Origin of the sequence: Bacillus sp. MSP13 (assembly GCF_000815295.1) — a bacterium.
Taxonomy (GTDB): Bacteria; Bacillota; Bacilli; order Bacillales; family Bacillaceae; genus Bacillus; species Bacillus vallismortis.
This window is the reverse complement of record NZ_JXAQ01000003.1, coordinates 193,630-210,007: the sequence shown is the minus strand read 5'-3', so window position 1 is coordinate 210,007 and position 16,378 is coordinate 193,630. Positions and strand designations below refer to the sequence as shown.

The 16,378-nt window shown below is 43.6% G+C and carries 17 protein-coding genes, 2 pseudogenes and 3 riboswitches; of the genes and pseudogenes, 9 read left to right on the top strand and 10 right to left on the bottom strand.

What is annotated here, in order from left to right; genetic code table 11:
- Positions 1–155 precede the first annotated feature (155 nt).
- Positions 156–971 carry a metallophosphoesterase gene (locus tag SC79_RS02410; protein WP_039073723.1) on the top strand — a complete coding sequence of 272 codons (816 nt, stop codon included), beginning with the start codon at positions 156–158 and terminating at the stop codon, positions 969–971.
- A 24-nt stretch (positions 972–995) separates the two neighbouring features.
- Here SC79_RS02410 and SC79_RS02405 read toward each other — a convergent pair whose 3' ends face one another.
- Complete coding sequence (locus SC79_RS02405; RefSeq protein WP_039073722.1) at positions 996–1,547, bottom strand: YkoP family protein; 552 nt, start codon at positions 1,545–1,547, stop codon at positions 996–998.
- A gap of 89 nt (positions 1,548–1,636) precedes the next feature.
- Here SC79_RS02405 and SC79_RS02400 point away from each other — a divergent pair, with 89 nt between their 5' ends.
- Positions 1,637–2,764 (top strand): MGDG synthase family glycosyltransferase, encoded by a 1,128-nt coding sequence (locus tag SC79_RS02400; RefSeq protein WP_039073721.1) that lies wholly within the window; start codon positions 1,637–1,639, stop codon positions 2,762–2,764.
- A gap of 4 nt (positions 2,765–2,768) precedes the next feature.
- Here SC79_RS02400 and SC79_RS02395 read toward each other — a convergent pair whose 3' ends face one another.
- The 3 genes from SC79_RS02395 to SC79_RS19745 form a co-directional block, all read right to left on the bottom strand.
- Positions 2,769–3,233, bottom strand: coding sequence for a MarR family winged helix-turn-helix transcriptional regulator (locus tag SC79_RS02395; protein WP_014113553.1), 465 nt, complete (start codon positions 3,231–3,233; stop codon positions 2,769–2,771).
- 132 nt (positions 3,234–3,365) lie between these two features.
- Positions 3,366–3,548 carry a stress response protein YkoL gene (ykoL, locus tag SC79_RS02390; RefSeq protein WP_039073720.1) on the bottom strand — a complete coding sequence of 61 codons (183 nt, stop codon included), beginning with the start codon at positions 3,546–3,548 and terminating at the stop codon, positions 3,366–3,368.
- An 81-nt stretch (positions 3,549–3,629) separates the two neighbouring features.
- Entirely contained in the window at positions 3,630–3,791 is a 162-nt protein-coding gene (locus SC79_RS19745; RefSeq protein ID WP_052245556.1) for a hypothetical protein, read from the bottom strand.
- Positions 3,792–3,984: 193 nt separating this feature from the next.
- Here SC79_RS19745 and tnrA point away from each other — a divergent pair, with 193 nt between their 5' ends.
- A complete protein-coding gene (tnrA, locus tag SC79_RS02385; protein ID WP_003239028.1) occupies positions 3,985–4,317 on the top strand; it encodes a MerR family transcriptional regulator TnrA in 333 nt (110 codons plus the stop codon).
- Between the two features lie 42 nt (positions 4,318–4,359).
- Here tnrA and mgtE read toward each other — a convergent pair whose 3' ends face one another.
- From mgtE to SC79_RS02375, 4 genes and pseudogenes are all read right to left on the bottom strand, one after another.
- Complete coding sequence (gene mgtE / locus SC79_RS02380; protein ID WP_039073719.1) at positions 4,360–5,715, bottom strand: magnesium transporter; 1,356 nt, start codon at positions 5,713–5,715, stop codon at positions 4,360–4,362.
- 17 nt (positions 5,716–5,732) lie between these two features.
- Entirely contained in the window at positions 5,733–5,855 is a 123-nt protein-coding gene (locus SC79_RS21485; RefSeq protein WP_010330178.1) for a hypothetical protein, read from the bottom strand.
- Between the two features lie 90 nt (positions 5,856–5,945).
- Positions 5,946–6,117, bottom strand: a riboswitch (M-box (ykoK) riboswitch).
- A gap of 107 nt (positions 6,118–6,224) precedes the next feature.
- A complete protein-coding gene (locus SC79_RS19735; RefSeq protein ID WP_052245555.1) occupies positions 6,225–6,362 on the bottom strand; it encodes a transcriptional regulator SplA domain-containing protein in 138 nt (45 codons plus the stop codon).
- A gap of 318 nt (positions 6,363–6,680) precedes the next feature.
- Positions 6,681–7,178, bottom strand: a pseudogene (locus tag SC79_RS02375) (PepSY domain-containing protein).
- 159 nt (positions 7,179–7,337) lie between these two features.
- Positions 7,338–7,450, top strand: a riboswitch (TPP riboswitch).
- A 96-nt stretch (positions 7,451–7,546) separates the two neighbouring features.
- Here SC79_RS02375 and SC79_RS02370 point away from each other — a divergent pair.
- The 4 genes from SC79_RS02370 to SC79_RS02355 are packed head-to-tail and all read left to right on the top strand — an operon-like array spanning position 7,547 to position 11,110.
- A complete protein-coding gene (locus SC79_RS02370) occupies positions 7,547–8,149 on the top strand; it encodes a Ykof family thiamine-binding protein (RefSeq protein WP_039073718.1) in 603 nt (200 codons plus the stop codon).
- Between the two features lies 1 nt (position 8,150).
- Complete coding sequence (locus SC79_RS02365) at positions 8,151–8,750, top strand: ECF transporter S component (RefSeq protein WP_039073717.1); 600 nt, start codon at positions 8,151–8,153, stop codon at positions 8,748–8,750.
- Positions 8,737–10,371, top strand: coding sequence for an ABC transporter ATP-binding protein (locus SC79_RS02360; RefSeq protein ID WP_039073716.1), 1,635 nt, complete (start codon positions 8,737–8,739; stop codon positions 10,369–10,371). Before SC79_RS02365 ends, SC79_RS02360 begins: the two co-directional genes overlap by 14 nt.
- Entirely contained in the window at positions 10,346–11,110 is a 765-nt protein-coding gene (locus SC79_RS02355; RefSeq protein ID WP_039073715.1) for a CbiQ family ECF transporter T component, read from the top strand. The genes SC79_RS02360 and SC79_RS02355 overlap by 26 nt, the downstream gene beginning before the upstream one ends.
- Positions 11,111–11,145: 35 nt before the next feature.
- On the opposite strand, the gene rsbRB is transcribed toward SC79_RS02355, so the two are convergent.
- A complete protein-coding gene (gene rsbRB / locus SC79_RS02350) occupies positions 11,146–11,979 on the bottom strand; it encodes an RsbT co-antagonist RsbRB (RefSeq protein WP_039073714.1) in 834 nt (277 codons plus the stop codon).
- Between the two features lie 226 nt (positions 11,980–12,205).
- Between rsbRB and isp the strand changes: the two genes are divergently transcribed.
- Together isp and metE are read left to right on the top strand one after the other, a co-directional pair.
- On the top strand, positions 12,206–13,165 hold the full coding sequence (gene isp / locus SC79_RS02345; protein ID WP_039073713.1) for a serine protease Isp: 960 nt from the start codon (positions 12,206–12,208) through the stop codon (positions 13,163–13,165).
- A gap of 131 nt (positions 13,166–13,296) precedes the next feature.
- Positions 13,297–13,451: riboswitch (SAM riboswitch) on the top strand.
- 127 nt (positions 13,452–13,578) lie between these two features.
- On the top strand, positions 13,579–15,867 hold the full coding sequence (gene metE, locus SC79_RS02340) for a 5-methyltetrahydropteroyltriglutamate--homocysteine S-methyltransferase (protein WP_039073712.1): 2,289 nt from the start codon (positions 13,579–13,581) through the stop codon (positions 15,865–15,867).
- 236 nt (positions 15,868–16,103) lie between these two features.
- On the opposite strand, the pseudogene SC79_RS21645 reads toward metE, so the two are convergent.
- Positions 16,104–16,223: pseudogene (locus SC79_RS21645) on the bottom strand (histidine phosphatase family protein); the annotation flags it as partial.
- Positions 16,224–16,378 lie beyond the last annotated feature (155 nt).

The window sequence follows — 16,378 nt, the reverse complement described above, 5'->3', positions numbered from 1 at the left end:
ATGTTCTGCCTCATGTGTCAAAATTTATTATCCCTTTTCCCTTCCAAAACATTCATCAGAAGACAATCCGTTTTCACCCCGTCTGCTACCCATTAATTCCCGCTATCTTTAAGGTACGACCACTTACTATACTGATAGAAGGGAGGGGATATACGTTGTTTACAATCTTACTTTCATTGGCCATAATACTCGTATCTGTGCCATTTATATATAGAGCGAACCGCAATACAAAAGATGTGAAGGTCAACACCATTTCAATTGATCAAAAAGACGGCCTTCCAGCCAGAAAAAAATTGAATATCCTTCATTTATCAGATTTTCACTTAGAAAACATTTCTGTTTCACCTGAAGAGCTATATCGTTTAACAAAGAATCAGCCTGTGGATATCATTGCGCTTACCGGAGATTTTCTAGATCGGAAACGCAATATTCCGAAGCTGGCGGGTTATTTACATGCATTGCAAAAGCTGAAACCTGCATATGGAATGTACGCGGTGTTCGGCAACCATGATTATGTATTGAAAGATAAGGACTTTCAGAGACTGAAGCGTGTTTTAGAGGAAAACGGCTGCGTCACGCTCCAAAATGAACATGTTCAAATCGAGACGGCCGCAGGGCCTGTCAATATTATCGGCATTGATGATTACAGCACGAAACGCAGTAATATTACCGGCTCTTATCAAAATTTAGAAAATGGCTATCAGCTCGTATTGACACATGACCCAAACATTATTCTGGATATGAAAGATGTTCATTTTGATTACCTGCTATCAGGCCATTTCCACGGCGGGCAAATTCACTGGCCCAAACCGTATCATTTGGTGAAAATGGGCAAGCTCGTGCGTATGAACATGATTAAAGGCCTTCATTATCACAATGATAAACCGTTTTATATCAGCGAAGGCTTGGGACAAACCGGTGTAAATATCCGTGTCGGAAGCCGGCCTGAAGTGACATTTCATCAGATCTAATCAAAGACTGTGCTGACCAAAGCATCAGTCTTTTTTTTGGTAAGTGTTCTCAAGCTTTTCTTTTGAGATAAACAAATAGGATGAATTCGGTATTTGCCGCAAGCTTGCTGGCTTTGACGTTACATATAAAATTGGCAGATGGGTCATCTTTTTAAAGCATCTGTAAAAGGGGTTGATCGGTGGAACCACGTCAAAGCCGAGTCTTTCCACGCCTTTGTCAAGCATCGTAATCCCAATGATTCCTTTGATTTTCTCTCTTTTTTTATGATTGTTGATGTAATCCAAAAGAATCGGCATCGATTGATATACTTTTTGATAGATAATGACCCCCTTTCTGACGGCGCTCTCAATGCTTTGCAGCTCTCTGGCCAGCTTAATGTTGTGCAGGTGGATTTTCACGAGCACATCATTTTTTCTGATATGCGTTCCGTCGCTCAGCACAACATGATGCCCTTTGTACTTCGTCAACCTGACACGAAAGACACTTTTTCGCTCGTTGTCAATCAAGGTTAATCTTGAAAAAAAGAAATAAATCGGGTCAATCACTCTCCAAATGGAAAGGAAACAGGTTTTCATCTCTTCACTTCCTTATGATCAAATACACCCTTATATTTTGTGACCATTCTCCCCAAAATATAGTTGCCATATTTTTTAGGAGGACCATCATGAAAAACATTCTCATTTTTCCTTTTTTAAGCATTTCCACCGGGCACCACCATGTTGCAGATGCCCTTCAGGCTGAACTGGATTCTCAAGGATTCGCATCTGAGAAAATGGATATCTTTTCACACACATATAAACGATTAGAAAAATTGACTTCTGAGGCGTATTTAAAATGGATTCAGCACTTCCCGAAAACGTACAGCGGCATTTACAGGCTCCTCGCCTGCGGCCAATATCAGATTGACAAACGCTATACCATGTACGAATGGCTGTTCACACAACAAATGAGACACATCCTTAATGAAAAGCAGCCTGATATCGCCTTTTGCACACATGCGCTGCCTTCCTATTTGCTAAATCGGCTAAAGCCTGAATATTCGGATATGACGGTTGTGAATGTATATACCGATTTTTTTGTGAATCAATTATGGGGACGAGAGAACATTGATTACCATTTTGCTCCGAGTATTGATATCAAGTTGCAGCTCATGTCTGAAGGAATCGATCAGAAAAACATATTCATGACTGGCATTCCCGTTCACCGGATGTTTGAAAGAGGATCAGATGACATCTGTCAGCATCATCCTCCATATACCATCATCATTACAGGCGGCAGTATGGGAGTCGGGGGTATTTTGAAATGGGTTCAGGATCTGTCGCCAGGCGGAAACATCTTATACAAAATATTATGCGGCCGGAACGAAAAGCTCTACAGCTATGTCAAAAGTTTACGCCACCCTTTGATTGAGGCGATTTCCTACCTTCACAGCAAAGCAGAGATGAATCGTTTATACGAACAAGCGTCAGGCATTATGACAAAACCCGGGGGCGTGACCATCAGCGAATGCTTACAGAAACGGCTTCCTGTCTTTATTTATCATGCGCTTCCAGGCCAGGAGGAAATGAATGTGAATCTTCTAAACAAACGGAAGCTTGTCACTGATATGAGGAATTGGGACATGCGGCAAGCGGAAGAACGTATTGCGGCATTTTTCCAATCGAATGAACAGGTGAAAGAATATGAAAAACATGTCAATGAATATCTCAGCGAAATCTCTGATCGGAAGATAGAAGATGTGTTAAAAAGGCTTATAAGAAACAAAAAACACTCCCTGACACAGAGAGTGTAACTGGTTAACGAAACAGCAAATGCTGGCTGTGAATGCCTGCTTTCTTCAGCAGGTCGATCAGCTGGTCCTGTTCATCAGGCGATAGGCCTGAAAACGCTCTCGCAATACGCAGTGCATGAATCGGATAAATTTTATCCAAATACTCATTTCCCTTGTCAGTTAAATGCGCGTAAACAGAGCGTTTATCTTTCGGGTCCTGCTCCCTGACTAAAAACCCGTTTCTTTCTAATTTGTCAATGACATATGTGACGTTTCCGCTCACTAGCAGAAGTCTCGACCCAATTTGCTGCAATTTTTGCGGGCCTCTTGTGTAGAGAAGCTCCAATACAGCAAATTCAGTGGGATTAAAGCCATGCTCTTTGCTGTCACGGATACTATGTTCAGACACACTTTTGAAAGCCCTCGCAAAAACTCTGTACAAATTCATCGCACGCTCAACTTCTTCTTCGTTAAACGATAATCTCATCATATCTACCTCGTATATAGGATTTTTATAAAAAAATAATGAAAACCCTTACATATAATAAGAGTTCAGACCCTTACTATATGTATTCGCTATCATTCGAGAAATTCCTTCTAAAAGCAAAAAAATCCTTATACATTATCTTGTATAAGGATATTTTTTGTGATTTGGAATGCTGCGAAAAAAATACGCATATTCCTTCCGCAATTCGGAAATCGTCATTTTGTTCATGACTTCTTTATTATAAACTCCAATTTGAAAGAGTTTTTCAGAATAGTGGCGTCTTTCTTTTTCTAAAGCTGATTTTAATAAATTACTCATAGCGTCCTCCTTCATTATGAGGTATCCTATACACAAGATACTCTTTTTACATGAACGTGGTATGAATCTAATGTAAAGAATTTATGATGACGAAGATTGTCGGTAATGTCCGTTTTGAACTGATCTTAATAATTGTAAAGCATGCTCTCCGGCAAGCTGCATAAACATCTCCAACATCTCATCACGCTTGATATCCAATTCAATAATTTCTTTTGCCAGCGAGACCGCTTTTTCTTCCTTCATGATTATCCTTCCTCCTCAGTCATTCATTACATAAAGGATAAAACGCGATTGTGTGTGACGCATTCTTCTTGTTAATTTTTCTTCCGTGTTTTTTCAAAAATCTTCTCTTTGATGTTAGAAAATATGACAAGTGTCAGGTTTTTTCTCATTGTTTTTTATATACTATTATCAAAAGACAGCCAGGGGTGGAAAAATGACCACAGAAGATCATTCTTATAAAGACAAAAAAGTGATTTCAATCGGAATTGTGAGTGAATTGACAGGATTGTCCGTAAGACAGATCAGGTATTATGAGGAACGAAAGCTCATTTATCCGCAGCGGTCTTCAAGAGGAACGAGAAAATATTCTTTTGCCGATGTGGAGCGGCTGATGGATATTGCCAATAAACGTGAAGACGGCGTACAGACGGCAGAGATTTTAAAGGATATGCGCAAAAAAGAGCAAATGGTAAAAAACGATCCGCAAGTGCGGAAAAAAATGCTGGAGGGGCAGCTTAATGCGCACTTTCGGTACAAAAACCGTTAAATGATAAAAGTCCGACTCACAATTGAGACGGACTTTTGTCATTTATAATGAGTGTATAAATGCAGTGGCAATGCCAAAATAAATTAATAATGACAAAATATCGTTTAACGTTGTAATCAGCGGTCCTGAAGCGATCGCCGGGTCTACTTTCAGCTTGTGCAAAATTATTGGGATAATGGTTCCTGACATTGTGCCGATAATTAAAGTGAAGAACAGTGAAGAAGCGACAACAAATCCCAGCAGCGCGTTCCCCTGCCATAAGACGGAAACAATTGCAATCAGCACTGAACAAACCGCTCCAATATAAATACTTGTTCTGAATTCACGGAAGATCAGGCGCACAATCGTTTTTTTGTTCAATTCTTCTTTAGACAACCCTCGGATGACAACCGCAAGAGATTGTGTCCCCGTATTTCCTGTCATCCCTGACACCATTGGCATGAAAAAAGCCAGCGCGACAACCTGCTGCAGCGCATCTTCAAAATAACTGATAATGCTTCCGGAAATTAGCCCGATAAACAAGAGCAAAATCAGCCATGGCAGGCGCCGGTATGCCGCTACATACGCCTTTGTGTCAAAAGTGATGTCTTTACCGGAAGCGGCAAACTTTTCGTAATCTTCATCAGCTTCCCGTATGACAACGTCGATAATATCATCTACTGTTACAATGCCGACAAGCACGTTGTTTTCTTCCACAACCGGAATCGCCAAGAAATCGTAACGTTCGATCAGGCGGGCAACCTCTTCCTGATCCTGAAGAGCGTCTGCAGATATGACGCGGGTAAACATTAAATCCTGCACCTTTTCTTCAGGTTCGCCCAGAATCAAATCACGGTAGGATAGCACGCCCACCAGCTGTTTGCTTTCATTGATGACATATAGGTAGTTGATCGATTCAGCAATTTCGGCAAAGCTTTTCAATTTGATGACCGCGTCTTTCACGGTGTAATGCTGAGGAATCCACACAAACCGGTTTGTCATCATGCGTCCCGCTGACTCGGCTGGATAATTCATCAAAAGCTGAACAGCTTTGGACTCTGATGCTTCCATGCTGGACAAAAGCTGTTCCTTTAGTTCTTCGTCCATTTCTTCAAGCAATTGCGCGAGGTCATCGTTGTCCATTTTGTTCATCGCAAGTGTTGCTTTTGTTTTTCCGACTTTATTTAAGACGGCAAGCTGATACTCGCGTTCCAGCTCCCCGATCATATCAGTGATATCATCTACAGTTAAATAAGATAAATAGCGGGCGCGGTGTTTTTCCGGCATTTCTTTGAAAATAAACGCCATATCATAGGGCTGAAGCTCATCAATAACGCTTCTGAAATCCCTAATCTTCCCGTCTCGCAATAAAATAATGATGCGTAAAATGAGTTCGTCATAGGTCATGTTTTGAACCATCGGGACTCGTACCTCCTCTACGGAGACGTGCCGGCCTCGCCTGAAGGTGCGGCAGATCGTCTCCTCATCGTGTAATCAATTGTCTTGCTGTCATAGTATATGGGTACCTCTTCAGATTGACTCGAATGGGGAGAATCCATACTCCGCACCTCCTTTGATCAGTTTCGTTTTCAAGGCATAAAAAAAGCCTTCGGGATTGAAGGAGAAAGAAGCACGACAAAAAAGCGTGCGGGCGCCTTCAATCGTAGAGCTTTAGCACTGTATGGCATAGGATTGATTTAATCATCCAGCTGCGTTAAAAATCACCTTATGTCGATGATTTCTGTTGACCCATTGGCGTCTTTGGACATTTTTGGGCAGCAGCGTATCTCCATACAGGAGCCTCACCTAACGAAGTTCTTAATTGAATTGACACACTGAGATTACAGAAAAAAACAAGCTGTGTCAACAAAAAAAAGTAATTAATGCGTTTTCATCAAATTTACGGAACAAAACAAGGGCCTAAGCCCTTATTCTGTTGTTTCCGTCTCATCATCTTCTGAGAGCAAATGATATGTTTCATGAAGAAATAAAGCATATTCTCCTTCTTTTGTCGGATGAGGGACATATTCAGCCTGATTGATGTATTGCTCCTCTTTCTTTTCCATTTGTTTCGCCTCCTTTTCTGCTTAGATTGTCCAAACGAAGGTTTTCTTATCATGAAAAACCCCCGCTGCTAACGGGGGTTCCAGATTGTAGACAAAGTCCTAAAACGGTTTTTGTTTTAGGACTTTGTCATCTTTTCAGCGTGATTGAAAACCCTTGAAGTCTAGGAAGGACGAGTATGAAAGCGGACTTCACAGGCTGTGATGACGGCGGTGTTTAGGCATGACGCCTAAGCATTTAGCCGCCGCTCCTTTCATACCACATGGGCACCGAAGCCAGTCCTGACAACGAATGCGAGGGTTTGCGGACACGCTGAATGATTAGTCGTCTATATCCTGCTTAACGATCCGTCCATCCTTTGCGGAAATGTCAAATTCCGCCTCAATGCCTTGTTTCGTTTGAATCTCAATTTCGTAGATGTAAGCGCCGTCGTCTTCGTCAAGCTTGCTTTCTGTTACGGTTCCATTTGTTTGCTTTACTGCTATTTCTTCAGCTTCTTCTTTTGTGATGGAAACTTGTTCTGCTTTCTCCTTTAACGGGTCATTGAGCGCTTGTTTTGAATTGATGTCCTCATAAACGTCGTAGTCTTCCCCGTCTTTTTCAATCTCCACTTCATAGACTTATCTGCCGTTGTAAATGTCTCTGTCAATGTCGTCCACTGTTCCGTCAACAACCGTTTGGGCAATTGATTCTGCTTCCTGTTCAGTAAGTGCTTCAGGATTTGCAGCGGCAGTCTGTGTATTTTCATTGTTTTCTTGCGCAAACGCGTTGTAGCTGAATCCACCAGCCGCTAAACACCCTGCTAAAAGACCAACTATCTTCTTTTCTTAAGCATAATTGATTCCTCCTTTGTTTTGTGAGTATAGTTTACATCCTCAACATGAAAGGAAAACGAGAGGAATATGAAAAAAATGATTTCTTTGTTTACAAAATGATTCTGATCATCTATTATGATGTCAACATAAAAAATTGTATACGGAAAGCACTAGGGGTGCTGTTTTTGGCTGAGATAAAGCGCGAGAGTACGCGCTTTGATCCCTTATGACCCGATCTGGATAATACCAGCGTGGGGAAGTGCAGGTTGACCGAATGGTGTATTTTTTTGTGCGCTTAATCGGTCTATGACTGCATATTCCCTTAGGATATGCAGTTTTTTATTTTACCAAAAAAACAGGGGGTTAAAGAAATGGAACACTTATGCGGCACAAGCAGAATTGCCGGTTTTCGGTTCTCTTTATATCCGATGTCGGATGATTTTATCAGTGTGATCAAGTCTGCACTGAATAAAACCGATACATCTAAGGTTTGGGCGAAAACCGATCATATCAGCACAGTTCTGCGCGGTTCAATTGATCATGTATTCGACGTTGCCAAAGCGATTTATCTTTATGCGGCGAACAGCGAAAAACACATCGTCATGAATGGGACGTTTTCCATCGGATGCCCGGGCGATACCCAAGGAGATACATATCTTTCCGCAGACGAGAAGCGTGTCAATGAAGAGGCTATCCGGAGCCTGAAAGCGGAAGCGCCCTGCCAATTAGCTCTTTATCCGATGAATGAGCCGGATTATATGGGCTTAATCATGGAAGCTGTCGACATTGCGAAAGCAGAAGGCACCTTCGTACAGGGTGTCCATTACGCGAGTGAGCTTGACGGGGATGCGCATGACGTATTCAGGACATTGGAAGCCGTTTTCCGCATGGCTGAGCAGCAAACAAACCATGTTACCATGACTGTGAATCTCTCAGCTAACAGTCCATCAAGAAAAAACCGAAAGCAGGGATAAAATGAAAAGCTGGAAAGTAAAAGAAATTGTCATCATGTCCGTTATCAGTATCGTTTTTGCCATTGTTTATTTATTATTTACGCATTTTGGAAACGTACTTGCAGGTATGTTCGGGCCAATCGCCTATGAACCGATTTATGGCATTTGGTTTATCGTTTCTATCATTGCCGCGTACATGATTCGAAAACCGGGTGCGGCGCTTATTTCTGAAGTGATCGCCGCTCTCGTTGAATGCCTGCTGGGAAATCCGTCCGGCCCGATGGTCATCGTCATCGGCATCGTTCAAGGTCTCGGGGCTGAAGCTGTATTTTTCGCGACACGCTGGAAAGCATACTCTCTTCCAGTCCTTATGCTGGCGGGAATGGGATCTTCAGTAGCCAGCTTTATCTATAATCTTTTTGTTTCTGGCTATATCGCCTATTCACCAGGCTATCTTTTCATTTTGCTCATGATCCGTCTTGCTTCCGGCGCGCTTCTTGCGGGACTTCTCGGGAAAGCTGTCAGCGATTCTCTCGCTTATACGGGTGTGTTAAACGGAGTGGCGCTCGGAAAGGAACTGAAAAAGAAACGGAAACGGGTATCAGAACATGCAAGCCTTTGATAAGCTTCTGACGGTTGACCAGCTCAGCTTCTCTTATGAAGAAGACGAGAAACCGGTATTTCAAAACATCTCGTTTGCGCTTCAAAAAGGAGAATGCGCTTTATTGTTAGGACCGAGCGGATGCGGAAAAAGCTCGCTCGCCCTTTGTTTAAACGGTCTTTACCCGGAGGCTTGCGACGGCATACAGTCCGGACATGTGTTTTTATTTCAACAACCGGTCACAGATACCGAATCTGTTGCTCAGCATGCCGGCGTCGTCTTTCAGGACCCGGATCAGCAGTTTTGCATGCTGACGGTAGAGGACGAAATCGCTTTCGGGCTCGAGAATCTGCAGATCCCAAAAGCAGAGATGACAGAGAAGGTCGATGCCGTTTTAAACACATTACGCATTCCACATATAAAAGAAAAAACGATATCCACTTTGTCAGGAGGACAAAAACAGAAAGTTGCTCTTGCCTGTATACTGGCCATGGAGCCTGAGCTGATTATATTAGATGAGCCGACTTCTCTTTTAGACCCTTATTCAGCGCGGGAGTTCGTTCATATGATGAAAGATCTTCAGCGGGAAAAAGGCTTCAGCCTCCTTATCATTGAGCACCAGCTTGATGAATGGATACCTTGGATTGAGAGAACGATTGTACTGGACAAAGAAGGAAAAAAAGCGCTGGATGGCCGAACGGCAGTTGTATTTCAGCACGAAGCGGAAACCTTAAAGAAACTAGGTATCGCAATTCCAAAAGTGTGTGACCTGCAGAAAAAGCGCAGCATCCCTTTTACTTTATCAAAAGAGCGACTGTTCAAAGAGCCCTTTCCTCCCTGCCATGCTGAAAAGAAGAAAGTTCCTTTCGGGGAGAGTGTGCTGGAAGTCAACAGCCTTTCGTTCGCAAGAGGGCAGCAGAGGATTTTCGAAGACATCGGCTTTTCATTGCGCGAAGGCACTTTGACGGCGCTTGTCGGCCCTAACGGCACCGGAAAATCAACACTCTTATCCATCCTGGCACGTCTGATGAAGCCGAAAAGCGGAAAGATTCTTCTATATGATAAGCCACTGCAATCGTATAAAGAAACTGAACTGCGAAAACGAATGGGATTTGTTTTTCAAAACCCGGAGCATCAGTTCGTCACCGGCACAGTATATGACGAGCTGCTGTTCGGCCGGAAAGTAAATGCTGAAACTGAGAAAAAAGCGCAGCATCTGCTGCATCGTTTCGGTCTTGCGCATTTGGCTGATCATCATCCGTTTGCAATCAGCCAAGGGCAAAAACGGCGACTGAGCGTCGCCACCATGCTCATGCATAACGTAAAGGTTTTATTATTAGACGAACCAACCTTTGGCCAGGACGCCCGCACGGCGGCTGAATGTATGGACATGATTCAGCGTATTAAGGAAGAAGGAACCGCTGTCCTTATGATTACACATGATATGGAGCTTGTCTCTTCGTATGCCGACCGCGTCCTTGTCCTGCACGATACGAACCTGGCTTTTGACGGATCTCCAGCGCAGCTATTTTCTCAGGAAAAGGGGCTTGTCCAAAAAGCAAAGCTTACCCTTCCCCTTTTATATGAATGGATGGCCTGCCAGAAGGAGGTGCGTGATGAAACAGCCGTTACATCATATTAATCCGGCAGTAAAAGCGGCGGCGGTTTTTTGCTGTGTCATCATGCTGTCGTTCATTTACAACCCTTACACCCCTGCGTTTTTTTATGTCATCATCGTAGCGGGTGTCCTAGTGGCGGCCAACATCCCATTGAAAAAATGGTTTTTGTTTACGATTCCGTTTTTGATTTTGGCATTCGGGTGCGTATGGACAGCCGCTGTTTTTGGAAAGGTTCCGACAACTCCGGATAATTTCTTGTTTCAGGCCGGCCCTATCTCGATCAACAGTGATAATGTCTCTGTCGGCATCTCTCTCGGTTTTCGGATTTTGTGCTTTTCCGCCTTATCAATGATGTTTGTTTTTACAACCGATCCGATTTTATTTATGCTGAGCCTTGTCCAGCAGTGCAAGCTCTCACCAAAGCTCGCATATGGCGTTATTGCAGGCTTTCGTTTTCTTCCTTTGTTAAAGGAAGAAATCCAGCTGATCCAGCAGGCCCATAAAATCAGAGGAGGAGCGGCAGAGAGTGGGTTTATTGAGAAAATCAGCGCCTTAAAGCGGTATACCATCCCGCTTTTGGCAAGCGCCATCAGAAAAGCGGAGCGGACAGCGCTCGCAATGGAATCGAAAGGGTTTACAGGAAGCAGAAACCGGACATATTACAGGACACTTACCGTTAACCGCCTCGACTGGCTGTTCTTGTGCCTCATTCTCTTAGTATTCGCAGGATCTTTTCTCGTATCCTTATGTTTTGCCTCATAAAAAATCCGCTATCGGCGATGATAGCGGATTTTTTCTTATTGATGATAGTTTAAAGCCTGGGCAAGATTAGTCTTAATTGTAATATTCGAAAAATCAATCCCCAGCTGTACAGCGGTTTGCGCGATTTCCGGCCTGATTCCTGACAGGGTTGACCTGACACCGATTAAAGTGAGCGCCTCGATCAATTTAAAGATTTGGTGCGCCACCATCGTATCAACCACAACCACACCTGATAGATCAATTAACAGATGCTCCACACGCCTTTTTGCACAAGCATGAAGCGTGTTCTCCAGAATGAACTTTGCCCGCTCAGTATCAATGTCTCCGACAAGCGGCAGCAGAGCTGTTGATTTGCTCAGGGTAATGACAGGCGAGCTTAATTCCAAAATCATCTCTCTCTGGGCGTTTAACTGCTGTTTGGCATTCGCCTCAGCGTGATCGACGAATGTATAAATGGTAAAATCAAAAACTCTCACAATCAAATCGGCCCATCTTTGTTTCTCTTCCGGTTCAAACGCCGACTCATTTTCGTTTGCGAACTTCTCAAAATACTTCGTATATAATCTCCGGTTTCTCATAAACTCCCGAATCACATACTGAACCGGAGTATCGAGATGCTTTTGATCGTTCGTCAGTTCAATAACCCACTCTTGAAATTCTTCGAGAAATTGTTTTTCCGGCAAAACATACATGTTATTCAGATGCCTGTAAAACTCTCTGTCCTGCTCTTTCAATTCTTCCGTTACAGATGCATTATGTAAGGCGTAAAGCGAATTCGGATCACTTTCCTCCATTGTTTCAATCCATTCCTCTGCCATTTGTTCCACATGCTCTGAAAAAAATGCATATAACTTTTCATTCAGTTTCATCACTCACACCGCTCCTTTCCCCAACACTATTATAACTTGACTGACAGCTGAATCCCAGTCATACACGCTTAAACATCCAATATTTTGACAATTGATCATTCTTTGGGATGTATCCTTTTTTTTTCAAAATGCTTCAAATGGCTCTGTCCGAGCGGTTGCTTTTTTCATATAATATGAGGCAACACCCTTGAATCCACTTGCAAGCATAAAAAAGGAGGGCTTTTTTATGAATGGTGAAATCCGCTTGATCCCGTATGTGACGAATGAGCAGATCATGGATGTAAACGAGCTTCCTGAGGGCATTAAAGTGATTAAAGCGCCAGAAATGTGGGCAAAAGGGGTAAAAGGCAAAGATGTAAAAATTGCAGTATTGGACACGGGATGCGACACAAGCCATCCAGATTTAAAGAGCCAAATCATCGGCGGAAAAAACTTCACTGATGATGACGGCGGTAAGGAAGATGTGATTTCCGACTACAACGGACACGGCACACACGTCGCCGGAACGATTGCAGCTAACGATTCAAACGGCGGCATTGCCGGAGTCGCGCCTGAGGCAAGCCTATTGATTGTAAAGGTTCTGGGCGGCGCAAACGGAAGCGGCCAATACGAATGGATTATTAACGGCATTAACTACGCGGTGGAACAGAAAGTTGATATCATCTCGATGTCCCTTGGCGGACCGAGCGATGTGCCAGAATTAGAAGAAGCGGTGAAAAACGCCGTCAAAAACGGAGTGCTTGTCGTTTGCGCAGCGGGAAATGAAGGTGACGGAAATGAACGAACAGAAGAACTTTCCTACCCTGCGGCTTATAATGAAGTCATCGCGGTTGGATCTGTTTCCATAGCGCGTGAATTATCTGAATTTTCTAACGCAAATAAAGAGATTGATCTTGTGGCGCCGGGAGAACAGATCTTATCGACTCTTCCTAACAAGAAGTACGGAAGACTCACCGGCACTTCAATGGCTGCCCCTCATGTCAGCGGAGCGCTTGCTTTAATCAAAAGCTATGAAGAAGAATCTTTTCAAAGAAAGCTTTCTGAAACTGAGGTTTATGCACAGCTGATCCGCAGAACACTCCCTCTTGATATTGCAAAAACGCTGGCAGGTAATGGCTTCCTATATTTAACCGCTCCTGATGAACTGGCAGAAAAAGCAGAGCAATCACATTTGATGGCCCTATAAAATTACTTTTCTTATATAACATAATCCAAATATAGTAAATATAATTTCAAATTCTGTGTTGACAACAAATTTGGATTACTGTTAAGATTACCAACAAATGATTTAACTTTTCAAAAAATTAATAACATTTTCTCTTATCGAGAGTTGGGCGAGGGATTGGCCTTTTGACCCCAACAGCAACCGACCGTAATTCCATTGTGAAATGGGGCGCACTGCTTTTCGCGCCGAGACTGATGTCTCATAAGGCACGGTGCTAATTCCATCAGATTGTTCTGAGAGATGAGAGAGGCAGTGTTTTACGCAAAAAGCCTCTTTCTCTCATGGGAAAGAGGCTTTTTAGTCGTAAAAAAACCTCTTAGCAGCCTGTATCCGCGGGTTAACGAGAGTGTTTTACATAAAAAGGAGGAGAAACAATGACAACCATCAAAACATCGAATTTAGGATTTCCGAGAATCGGACTGAACAGAGAATGGAAAAAAGCACTTGAAGCGTATTGGAAAGGCAGCACGGATAAAGATACATTTTTAAAACAAATCGACGTCCTTTTTTTATCCGCAGTGAAAACACAAATTGACCAGCAGATTGATGTTGTGCCTGTTTCTGATTTCACACAGTATGACCATGTACTTGACACAGCCGTCAGCTTCAACTGGATTCCGAAACGATTCAGACATTTGACTGACGCTGCCGATACATACTTTGCGATCGCCCGCGGAATAAAAGACGCTGTATCCAGTGAAATGACAAAATGGTTTAATACAAATTACCATTACATCGTTCCGGAATATGACGAGAGCATCGAATTCCGCCTGACAAGAAACAAACAGCTTGAAGACTATCGCCGGATCAAACAGGAATACGGTGTGGAGGCCAAACCTGTGATTGTCGGACCTTATACGTTCGTTACGCTTGCTAAGGGATATGAACCGTCTGAAGCAAAAGCGATCCAAAAACGCCTAGTCCCGTTATATGTACAGCTTTTGAAAGAGCTTGAAGAAGAAGGCGTAAAATGGGTTCAAATCGATGAGCCAGCGCTCGTCACCGCCTCTAGCGAGGATGTCAGCGGCGCAAAAGAATTATTTGAAAGCATCACAGATGAGCTTTCCTCCTTGAATGTGCTTTTGCAGACGTATTTTGATTCTGTTGATGCGTATGAAGAGCTGATCTCTTACCCGGTACAAGGAATTGGCCTTGATTTCGTTCACGATAAAGGCAGAAACCTGGAACAGCTGAAAACACACGGGTTTCCAGCAGACAAAGTGCTGGCAGCCGGCGTTATCGACGGACGCAACATTTGGAAAGCGGATCTCGAGGAACGCCTTGATGCCGCTCTTGACATTATGAGCACTGCAAAGGTTGATGAACTGTGGATTCAGCCTTCCAGCAGCCTGCTGCACGTTCCGGTAGCGAAGCACCCTGATGAGCACCTGGAGAAGGATCTGCTGAACGGCTTATCCTACGCAAAAGAAAAGCTAGCCGAGCTGACAGCTTTGAAAGAAGGCTTGGTATCAGGAAAAGCGGCGATCAGCGAACAGATTCAGCAGGCGAAAACTGATATCCAGGCGCTCAAACAGTTTGCAACAGGCGCACATTCTGAACAAAAGAAAGAGCTTGAGCAACTAACCGATAAAGACTTTAAGCGCCCAATTCCGTTTGAAGAACGTTTAACCGTGCAACATGAATCTCTTGGCCTTCCGCTTTTGCCGACGACTACAATCGGAAGCTTCCCGCAGTCCGCTGAAGTGCGGAGCGCGCGCCAAAAGTGGCGGAAAAATGAGTGGTCTGATGAACAGTATCAAAACTTTATCAATGCAGAAACAAAACGATGGATTGATATTCAGGAAGAATTGGAACTTGATGTCCTTGTTCACGGTGAATTTGAACGGACAGACATGGTCGAATACTTCGGTGAAAAACTGGCCGGGTTCGCCTTCACAAAATACGCTTGGGTTCAATCATACGGCTCACGCTGTGTCCGTCCGCCAGTCATTTACGGAGATGTTGAATTTATTGAACCGATGACAGTGAAAGACACAGTATATGCACAGTCCCTGACATCCAAGCATGTGAAAGGAATGCTGACCGGTCCTGTTACAATCTTAAACTGGTCTTTCCCTCGAAACGATATTTCGAGAAAAGAAATCGCCTTCCAAATCGGGCTCGCCCTTCGCAAAGAAGTAAAAGCGCTTGAAGACGCAGGCATTCAAATTATTCAAGTGGATGAACCGGCGTTGCGCGAAGGCCTGCCATTAAAAATCCAAGATTGGGATGAGTATTTGACTTGGGCGGCGGAAGCATTCAGATTAACCACTTCATCCGTCAAAAACGAGACGCAAATCCATACGCATATGTGCTACAGCAACTTCGAAGACATCGTCGATACGATCAATGATCTTGATGCTGATGTGATTACAATCGAACACAGCAGAAGCCACGGAGGATTTTTAGATTACTTAAGAGAGCATCCGTATCTGAAGGGCTTAGGCTTGGGTGTTTATGACATTCACAGCCCCCGTGTGCCATCAACTGAAGAAATGTACGACATCATCGTTGATGCGCTTGCCGTCTGTCCGACTGACCGCTTCTGGGTCAATCCAGATTGCGGATTGAAAACAAGACAGCAGGAAGAAACGGTTGCCGCATTGAAAAACATGGTCGAAGCCGCAAAACAGGCAAGAGCTCAGCAGACACAGCTTGTGTAAGACGAAACCATCTGTCTTTGGCAGAAGGTCAGCGTGTCGACAAACCCTCGCATTCGTTGTCAGTCCTGCGCGTTGGTGCTCACGAATCATAACATTCGCTCCGCTCCAATGCTCGTCCTTCCTAGACTTCAAGGGTTTTCAATCACGCTGAAAAGATGACAAAGTCCTAAAACAAAAACCGTTTTAGGACTTTGTCTACAATCTAACCATCTGTCTTTGGCAGATGGTTTTTTCTATTAGAAAGCGGAAATCGGTTTCCGATGCTTCCCGTCCCCTTCTACTGCTATTTTGGCTGTTCCATTTTTATCACATTCCACCAGACTCAATGATGTATCATGTATGTAAGCAGAATTCCATCCATATGTCATTAAGGCGTTTTCACCGTCACAGGTTATAGGCAAACCCTTACCATATTTATTCACTCAATTCAGATGATTAAGATTGACACCCGAGTAGGTGGGGGTGACTACCCCCCAACCTCTCATACCGTCGTTTCATCTAAGTCCAACGC

What these genes read in the sequence shown, in the direction of transcription:
- SC79_RS02405 (WP_039073722.1), bottom strand. Translation starts at nt 1,547, where the DNA reads ATGAAAACCTGTTTCCTTTCCATTTGGAGAGTGATTGACCCGATTTAT.
- SC79_RS02400 (WP_039073721.1), top strand. Translation starts at nt 1,637, where the DNA reads ATGAAAAACATTCTCATTTTTCCTTTTTTAAGCATTTCCACCGGGCAC.
- SC79_RS02395 (WP_014113553.1), bottom strand. Translation starts at nt 3,233, where the DNA reads ATGATGAGATTATCGTTTAACGAAGAAGAAGTTGAGCGTGCGATGAAT.
- ykoL (WP_039073720.1), bottom strand. Translation starts at nt 3,548, where the DNA reads ATGAGTAATTTATTAAAATCAGCTTTAGAAAAAGAAAGACGCCACTAT.
- SC79_RS19745 (WP_052245556.1), bottom strand. Translation starts at nt 3,791, where the DNA reads ATGAAGGAAGAAAAAGCGGTCTCGCTGGCAAAAGAAATTATTGAATTG.
- tnrA (WP_003239028.1), top strand. Translation starts at nt 3,985, where the DNA reads ATGACCACAGAAGATCATTCTTATAAAGACAAAAAAGTGATTTCAATC.
- mgtE (WP_039073719.1), bottom strand. Translation starts at nt 5,715, where the DNA reads ATGGTTCAAAACATGACCTATGACGAACTCATTTTACGCATCATTATT.
- SC79_RS21485 (WP_010330178.1), bottom strand. Translation starts at nt 5,855, where the DNA reads ATGGATTCTCCCCATTCGAGTCAATCTGAAGAGGTACCCATATACTAT.
- SC79_RS19735 (WP_052245555.1), bottom strand. Translation starts at nt 6,362, where the DNA reads ATGGAAAAGAAAGAGGAGCAATACATCAATCAGGCTGAATATGTCCCT.
- SC79_RS02370 (WP_039073718.1), top strand. Translation starts at nt 7,547, where the DNA reads ATGGAACACTTATGCGGCACAAGCAGAATTGCCGGTTTTCGGTTCTCT.
- SC79_RS02365 (WP_039073717.1), top strand. Translation starts at nt 8,151, where the DNA reads ATGAAAAGCTGGAAAGTAAAAGAAATTGTCATCATGTCCGTTATCAGT.
- SC79_RS02360 (WP_039073716.1), top strand. Translation starts at nt 8,737, where the DNA reads ATGCAAGCCTTTGATAAGCTTCTGACGGTTGACCAGCTCAGCTTCTCT.
- SC79_RS02355 (WP_039073715.1), top strand. Translation starts at nt 10,346, where the DNA reads ATGAAACAGCCGTTACATCATATTAATCCGGCAGTAAAAGCGGCGGCG.
- rsbRB (WP_039073714.1), bottom strand. Translation starts at nt 11,979, where the DNA reads ATGAAACTGAATGAAAAGTTATATGCATTTTTTTCAGAGCATGTGGAA.
- isp (WP_039073713.1), top strand. Translation starts at nt 12,206, where the DNA reads ATGAATGGTGAAATCCGCTTGATCCCGTATGTGACGAATGAGCAGATC.
- metE (WP_039073712.1), top strand. Translation starts at nt 13,579, where the DNA reads ATGACAACCATCAAAACATCGAATTTAGGATTTCCGAGAATCGGACTG.